This is a genomic window from Marinobacter sp. (genome assembly GCF_035268745.1).
Taxonomy (GTDB): Bacteria; Pseudomonadota; Gammaproteobacteria; order Pseudomonadales; family Oleiphilaceae; genus Marinobacter.
The window spans coordinates 1-8,552 of record NZ_DATFKH010000228.1; the positions used below are offsets into that span (position 1 = coordinate 1).

Here is an 8,552-nt window from a genome sequence, read left to right on the forward strand (position 1 = left end):
TTCAACAGCAACCCGGACCTGCGCCCGCGAGACATGATTGTCATGGTGCCGGATGTGGACACCTATGCGCCCCATATCCAGGCGGTGTTTGGCCGCTATCCGCCATCGTCAAGGCGTCATATTCCCTTCACCATCTCTGACCAGGGTCAGCGTCACCGCCAGCCGGTATTGATTGCCCTGGATACGCTGATGGGGTTGCCCGAGAGCCGTTTTGGTGTCAGCGAGATCGTCAGCCTGCTGGAAGTACCGGCGGTGCGGAAGCGGTTTGGCATTGCCGAAGGCGATCTGCCCCTGGTGCGCCAGTGGGTAGAGGGCGCGAATATTCGCTGGGGTCTGCACAGTGAGCATCGCAGCAGCCTGGAGTTGCCTGCCGGGCTGGAGCGCAATACCTGGCAGTCCGGCCTGCGGCGTATGTTGCTGGGCTATGGTACGGGCCGCGACGAACCCTGGCAGGGCATTGAACCCTACGATGAAATTGGTGGGCTGCAGGCCAGTGTCGCGGGCAGTCTCTGCCGTTTTATCGACCGTCTCGAAGATCTCTGGCACGAACTGAGAGCAACGGCGACGCCGGCAGGCTGGATGGACCTTTTGCAGTCAATACTCGAACGTTTCTTTGACGACCTGTCCGACGAGGAGCTGCTGCTGGTAAACCGCTTGCGCCGGCAGGCGGAGCAGTGGCTTCAGGATTGCGACAGTGCGGGGATGACAGAGGTGGAGCTGCCCCTGAACATTGTCCGGGAAATCCTGCTGGAAGGGCTGGAAGAGAGTGGTCTCAACCAGCGCTTCCTGGCCGGAAAAGTCAATTTCGCCACCCTGATGCCGATGCGGGCCATTCCGTTCCGCCGTGTCTGCCTGCTGGGCATGAACGATGGCGACTACCCACGCTCACGCCCGCCAGTGGACTTTGACCTGATGGCCCAGGATTATCGGCCCGGCGACCGTTCCCGCCGTGAAGACGACCGCTACCTGTTTCTGGAGGCCCTGCTGTCGGCACGGGACCAGCTTTACATCAGCTGGGTGGGGCGCAGCATTCGAGATGATTCGGAACGTCCGCCATCGGTGCTGGTGAGTCAGCTTCGGGATCATCTGGATGCGGTCTGGCAGGTCCCGGGCAGTAACAAGTCAGCGTCTGACGCGCTGACCACCGAGCACCCGCTACAGCCGTTCAGCCGCGAGTACTTTCCTGCGGCGAACGGCGGCGCCGGACCGGAGGCTCCAGATGTGAACGAGGTGCTGTCCGCCCGACGACTGTTCACCTACGACAGTGAATGGCTCTGCGCTCACCAGTCCCGGGAAGTGGAAGCAGAGCGGGCCGAATTACCCTATCTGCCGCCGGCAGACCCGATCACGCTGGGGGACATCGGCGCTTTCCTCAAGCGGCCCGTGGAAGTTTTTTACCAGCGTCGCCTGCAGGTCCGGTTCGCCTCGGTGGAAGACCTGGATACCGACAATGAAGCCTTTGCCATGGATGGCCTGCAGCACTGGCGTCTGGAACATGAACTGATTCGTCAGGCGGTAATGAAAGCTGATTCGGAGGAGGAACTGCATCAGCGTCTGGAAACCTCCCTGGCCAGCATGGCCCGCCGCGGCGAGCTGGGAATGGGGCTGACGGAATACGCGCTTGCCCGGCAACTTGAAACCCGCATGCCGGATTTACACAAACGTTACCAGGAAGCACTTGCGCTCTGGCCTGAGGCTATTGCAGAAGTGACCGGATTCGAATTCCGCCATGACAGGGGCGAGGACTCTCATGAAAGCGGCGAGGGCTCCGTGGCTGTCAGCGACCGCCTCGGCAATCTGCGCGCCCGGCCAGATGGTGCCGTCTGCCGGGTGGTGATTGCCAGCAGCAACCTGCTGGAAGGCTCCGGCAGTTCCCGCCAGCTGAAGTTCCCCGCGTTGCTGGAACATTGGGTTGCGCATCTGGCGGGGAACCTGCGCTTCGAGGCCTTCCACACCCTGGTTATCGCCAAGGAAGAGAAGCGGGTTGTTAACCTGTTGCCTGTCGCCAGTGCGACTGCTGGCGACTATCTGGCGGCCTTGCTGGACCTCTGGATTGAGGGCCAGACGCGACCGCTGGCTGTTGAGTCCGGCGCCGCCTTCGGCTACCTGCGGGGCCTGTATCCGGCGAGGGGGGAGGGCAACGAAGAGCAAGCCCTGTTCAAAGCAGAAGAGGCCTTCAACAAGGCCCTGGCCCGTGACAGCGGCTACCTGCATCGAGCTTACCCCGATTTCGGCCAACTGCTTGCCATTGACCAGTTTACGCAACTGGTGTCGGCCCTGTATGAGCCACTCTGGCATGCGGAGCAGGCTGGCCGCGCGAAATCTGTCAGCGCAAACAGGGAGAAGCCGCAATGACCGGCAGCATTCGCACGCTGGACCCTCTGACACTGCCACTGCGCGGAAGCCAGCTGATTGAGGCCAGCGCCGGCACTGGCAAGACCTTTACCCTGGCACTGCTTTATGTACGCCTGGTGTTGGGGCAACGCACAGCAGAAGAGCCGCTGGGGGAGGGCATCATGCCGCCCAACCTGCTGGTGGTCACCTTTACCGAAGCCGCCACCAAGGAACTGCGGGACCGTATCCGCGCCCGGCTGACGGAAGCCGCTGCCCTATTTGCGGTAAAGCAGGAGACGGTCGACACCAGCGCCAGGGCGAAAGACCCACTGGTCAGCCTGCGCAATGCCTGCCCTCCGGCGGACTGGCCGGCCTGTCGCCGCAAACTGCTGCTGGCGGCAGAATGGATGGACGAAGCCGCGGTTTCCACCATCCACGGCTGGTGTAACCGCATGCTCAGCGAACATGCCTTCGACAGCGGCAGCCTGTTTCGCCAGACCCTGGAAACCAGCCAGACAGATCTGCTGGACAATGTGGTGCGGGACTACTGGCGCACCTTCGTGTATCCCCTGGCGCCGGAGTTGATGAACGAGGTGCTGGATACCTGGAAAACTCCGGAGCAACTGCGCCAGTCCGTCCGCAACCTCTTGCCCCACGTGGATGCCCTGCCAGCGCCTGAAAGAGATCCGGTGGCTGCAGCGGAGAATGCGCAAAGCCGTCGGCAGGCCCGACTCAACGAGCTCAAGGCACCCTGGCCGGCCTGGTGTGATGAACTGGATGAATTGCTGGCGGAAACCGGCAAACGCAAACCCAAGCCTCTGCATGGCACCACCAAAAACTCCATCCAGAAAGCCGTGGACCATATGCGGGAATGGGCCACCACCGATGCCGCCGAGCCCCACGAGTTTCTGTCCAGCAAACGCACCAAGGGCTTCGACACCCTGGAAACCGGGGCGTTCGCGGAAAAGTGGAGTGGTGATGACGAGCCACCCCACCATCCGGCCATGGACGCCATCGCCGAACTCAAGCCGGCCCTGAAAGCCATGCCAGTGGCAAAGCCGGATATTCTCAACCATGCCGCCTGCTGGATTGGCCGGCGCCTGGACAGTGAAAAACAGCGCCTGGCCAGCATGGGCTTTGACGACCTGCTTACCCGCCTGGATAACGCTCTGGGCGGACCACAGGGTGGGCGGCTGGCCGAGACCATCCGCCGTCAGTTTCCGGTGGCGATGATCGACGAGTTCCAGGATACCGACCCGGTCCAGTACCGTATCTTTGATCGCATCTACCGGGTGGCCAGCAATGACCGGGACACCGGCCTGTTGATGATCGGTGACCCCAAGCAGGCCATCTACGGTTTCCGTGGTGCTGATATCCATACCTATCTGGATGCCCGCCGTGCGGTCAGCAGCCGCACCTACACCCTGGGCACCAACTTCCGGTCTGCGGTTGCCATGGTGGACGGCGTCAACCGTGTGTTCGCCCAGGCGGATCAGTCGTTGCCGGAGGGTGCGTTCATGTTTCGTGCCGGTGAGGACAACCCGTTGCCGTTCACTCCGGTTGAAGCCCGGGGTACCGACCGGCAGTGGTCGGTAAACGGTCAGTTCCAGCCACCGCTGACATTCTGGACGCTGGCGGATGACCGACCTGTCGCCAAAGAAGCTGGCAGAGAGACAATGGCGGAGGTTTGCTCGGCGGAGATTGCCCGGCTGCTGAATCTTGGTCAGGCGGGTGAGGCCGGCTTTGTGGCCGACGATCAGCCAATCGAAGCCCTGCGACCGGAGCACATCGCCATTCTGGTGAACAAACGGGTCGAGGCGGATGCCGTCCGGTGGGCGCTGAGTGCCCGGAATATTCGCAGCGTCTATCTCTCAGACCAGAATTCCGTGTTGCAGTCAGCCCAGGCCATGGAGCTGCTGCAATGGTTGCAGGCCTGTGCCGAACCCGGCCAGTTGTCGCTGATCCGCGCTGCGCTGGCGACACCCACCATGGGCCTGGGCTATCAGGATCTGGACCGGCTACTCAGTGATGAGAACGCGCTGGACCGTGAGATCAGCCGTTTTCAGGGGTACCGGGAGTTGTGGCAGCAGCAGGGTGTATTGCCCATGCTGCGGCGATTGCTGATGGACTATGAAATTCCGGCAAAACTGCTGGCAGGGCCGGACGGGGAGCGTGGCCTCACCGATATTCTGCACATTGCCGAATTGCTGCAGCAGGACAGCCAGCAACTGGACGGCGAACACGCCCTGATCCATCACTACACCGAAATGCTGCGGCAATCCGACGACGAAGACGAACACCGGACCATGCGCCTGGAAAGCGACGCCGGGCTGGTCAAGGTGGTCACTGTGCACAAGTCCAAAGGCCTGGAATACCCGCTGGTGTTCCTGCCGTTTGCCACCGAGTTTCGTCAGGAAAAACCGGACCAGGCCTTTATCAAGTACCACGACGACGACGGTAAATTGCAGATTTCTCTGGAACCGGATGAAGACACCCTGGCACGCGCCGACCGGGAGCGGCTGGGAGAGGATATCCGCAAGTTCTACGTCGCCCTCACCCGTTCCCGCCATGCTACCTGGGTGGGTGCCGCCGGCATCAGGGGCTGGCGTCAGAGCGGCCTGGGCCACCTGGTTGGCCGTTCTGCCAGCGATGCGGACACCGACCTGGCCCCTTTTCTCCAGGCTATGGCCGAGGGAGAGCCTGCCATTGCGGTGGCGCCGGTGCCCGAGCCGGGAGACGATGTTTACGCCGGTGAAGCGGAGCCGGAACTTGGCAGGGCGCTGGAACCGACGCGTGAAGCTCGCGAAAACTGGTGGATTGCCAGCTATTCCGCCATCACCTATGGCGCACTCAGTGGTTTTGGCGGCGACTTCACACCCGCCAGTGAAGATGCGGAGCAGGAGAACCTGCGCGAAGAAGGTCAGGCAGCCGATACCAGTCCTTCGGCCGCGGCGGATGCCGCCATAACAGCACCGCAACCCTTCAATCAGCACAGCTTCCCCAAGGGAGCCGGCCCCGGTACCTTCCTTCACGATATTCTTGAGTGGTGTGCGACCGAGGGGTTTCAGGAGGTATCCGGGTCGCCGGAAAAGCTCCATGAATTGCTGGAACGCCGGTGCAGGCTGCGCAACTGGAGCGACTGGGCAGATACCCTGAAGACCTGGATCCACTCACTTATCACCATGGCGATTGCTCTGCCGGACAGCGATGAAACCTGCACGCTCGCCGGCCTGGAAACCTTTCGTCCGGAACTGGAGTTCTGGTTTGAAAGCCACCAGGTCAATACTCGCGTTATGGACACCCTGGTTCGGCGCCATACCCTGAACGGACAGAACCGGCCGGAAGCCCACGAAACCACCTTTAACGGCATGCTCAAGGGGTTTATTGACCTGGTGTTCGAGCATCAGGGCCGCTATTACGTGCTGGATTACAAGTCGAACTGGTTGGGCGAGGACGATCAGGCTTACGTCAACGAGGTGATGAAACAGAAAATTCTCGACAGCCGGTACGACCTTCAGTACGTCATCTACCTGTTGGCACTGCACCGCCTGCTGAAATCCCGCCTGCCTGACTATGACTACGACACCCACGTAGGCGGTGCGGTCTACCTGTTCCTGCGAGGATCTGATGCACCGGGCGCAGGCGCCTTTGCCGAACGGCCGGGCCGGGAGCTGATCGAAGAACTGGACCGGCTGTTCAGTGGCCAGAGTGAGGAGGCAGCATGACTGGCGAAAGCGGCTACATCCAGGATCTGTTCGATGTGACTCCGGCAGAGCCACCAGCTTTGCCCGGGAATGCTTCAGAGGCACTGGCTCTGCTGGACGACTGGGTAGAGCGAGAGTGGATCCGTGCCCTCGACCATGCCTTTGCGACGTTTGTCTGCGACCTGATTGGTGAACAGGGGGAGCAACCGTCGGCCATGCTGGCATTGTTGGCGGCCATGGTTTCCCATCAGGTCGGGCGGGGGCATGTCTGCCTGGATGTACGCCATCTTTGCCAGGCTACGGAACCCACGCTGGTGCTTCCGCCGGAAGGGGTGGGTTCGCTTCCTGCCGACAGCGTGCGGCCATCGGACCTGTTTGCCGGGGTAAGCCCGGACGAGCTGACTGCTGCACTCAGGCAAAGCCGTGCGGTGGGCGACGGCGAACAGACAACACCGCTGGTACTGGATGGCTCGCGGTTGTATCTGCGCCGGTTCTGGCGCTACGAACAGTCGATTGCCACCGGTATCCGGGCGCGGCTGGAAAGCCCTGCCGAACGGGTGGATGCGGTCCTGCTGGGCAGGGCGCTGGATGCCCTGTTCGGAACCCGCCCAGAGCCGGACTACCAGAAAATAGCTTGTGCGCTGGCGGCGCGGAACCGTTTCAGCGTGATCACCGGTGGCCCCGGTACCGGCAAGACCACCACAGTGGTGAACCTGCTGGCGGCGCTGCAGTCGGTTACCTGCGAGTCGGCCGGAGCGAGCCAGGTCAGAGCGAGTGAGGCCTTGCGTATCAGGCTGTCCGCCCCTACCGGCAAAGCTGCTGCACGGCTGAACGAATCCATCGGCGGAGCAGTTGAGCGATTGCCCCTCGACCAACTGCCCGGTCGACCCGGCAAGGCCACCATTTCCACCCAGGTCACCACCCTGCACCGATTACTGGGAAGCCGGCCGGGCTCGCGGAGCTTTCGTCATGACGAGGACAACCCGCTGCCGCTGGATATCCTGGTCATTGACGAAGCCTCTATGGTGGACGTGGACCTGATGGCCTCGGTGTTCGCCGCGCTGCCTGCCAGTGCCAGGCTGATTATGCTGGGGGACAAAGACCAGCTTGCCTCGGTGGATGCTGGCGCCGTGCTGGGGGAGCTCTGCCAGCGCGCCGAGGCGGCCCATTATCGGCCCGAAACGGTACAATGGCTGGAGTCGGTGACGGGATGCACCTTACCCGCCGAGCTGACCGATGCCGACGGTCTGCCCTTGGATCAGGCTGTGGCCATGCTCCGCAAAAGCTATCGTTTCGGTGAGCACAGTGGCATTGGTGTATTGGCCTCGGCCACCAATGCCGGCAAACTGGAGAAAGCGCTGGTCAATCAATGCCGGGAACGGTCTTTTGAAGACGTGGCCTGGCTGACACCGGACCCCAATAGTGGTCTTGCCGGTGCCGATGAGCCAGGTAGGACATTGCTGGCAGATCATTCCCTTACCGGCAGCCCCGACCATTTCCGGAATAATGGTCAGGGGCGGATGATCAATGAGGCACCGGTTGTCCCGCCGGTGGGTTATGGCCATTACCTGCGGATCATCCGGGACCGGAAGCCAATGGCTGCTGGCGGTGAAACTGACGCTGACGCGCGTCAACACTGGGATGCATGGGCAACTGAGGTACTCCGGGCATTTAACCACTTCAAGGTGCTTTGCGCGCTTCGCCAGGGCCCATTTGGCGTAGCAGGGCTTAACCGGGAAATTGCTGCGCGGCTGCGCCGTGAAGGGCTTATTGAGCGCACCGAGGGCTGGTACGCCGGTCGACCGGTGCTGGTCACCGGCAATGATTACAATCTCGGATTGATGAACGGCGATATCGGCGTGACGCTGAGCGTTCCCTGGGATCGCAATGACCAGGGCGAGCCGGTCCAGACCCTGCGGGTCGCGTTTCCTTCCAGCGATGGCAGTGGAACTATCCGCTGGATATCCCCCAGCCGTCTGCAGTCACTGGAAACCGTATACGCCATGACCGTGCATAAATCCCAGGGCTCCGAGTTTACCCACGCCTGCCTGGTGATACCGGACCGGCTCACCCCGGTACTGACCCGGGAACTGATCTACACCGGCATTACCCGCGCCCGGCACTGGCTCAGCCTTGCGGTGCCCCGGGAAGCAGTGTTGCGGGAAGCTGTCGGCCGCAGCGTTGTAAGGGCATCCGGTTTAGCGAGGTTACTTGTTTAATATCGGCGCCTGTAAGAGCTCAGGGGTGAGCAAGCAGGGAGCGCTTTGCAGAACCGTCCGGAGCCATGGGTGAAGAGTGCAAGCTCTTCACGGGCTGGCCATGGATGGCCTGCCCTGGACCCTCAGTGCGACGCAGGAGCAATAAGCACTGAGGGGCGGAGGCCGAGCGTACAGGGACGTATTTACAGCGTGTTCTGCAAAGCTTTCCCTGCTTGCTCGCCACCCCCTCAGTCAGACAGGCAGTCATTCATGAACCGGCGAAATTCAGTCACCACCCGGGGCAGGCTGTCCTGCA

At 61.9% G+C, this 8,552-nt stretch carries 3 protein-coding genes; all 3 read left to right on the forward strand.

Going from position 1 to position 8,552, the window contains the following annotated elements:
- A partial coding sequence (gene recC / locus VJ956_RS14850; RefSeq protein ID WP_324085819.1) for an exodeoxyribonuclease V subunit gamma occupies window positions 1-2,355 on the forward strand: 2,355 nt, incomplete at its 5' end.
- The gene (gene recB / locus VJ956_RS14855) at window positions 2,352-6,059 is read left to right on the forward strand and encodes an exodeoxyribonuclease V subunit beta (RefSeq protein WP_324085820.1); all 3,708 of its coding nucleotides are present in this window, start codon (window positions 2,352-2,354) and stop codon (window positions 6,057-6,059) included. The genes recC and recB, both read left to right, overlap by 4 nt.
- Window positions 6,056-8,257 (forward strand): exodeoxyribonuclease V subunit alpha, encoded by a 2,202-nt coding sequence (recD, locus tag VJ956_RS14860; protein WP_324085821.1) that lies wholly within the window; start codon window positions 6,056-6,058, stop codon window positions 8,255-8,257. Before recB ends, recD begins: the two co-directional genes overlap by 4 nt.
- The last annotated feature ends 295 nt before the right edge of the window (window positions 8,258-8,552 follow it).

Excerpts from the sequence above, each read along its gene's own strand:
- recB (WP_324085820.1), top strand. The coding sequence starts at position 2,352 with ATGACCGGCAGCATTCGCACGCTGGACCCTCTGACACTGCCACTGCGC.
- recD (WP_324085821.1), top strand. The coding sequence starts at position 6,056 with ATGACTGGCGAAAGCGGCTACATCCAGGATCTGTTCGATGTGACTCCG.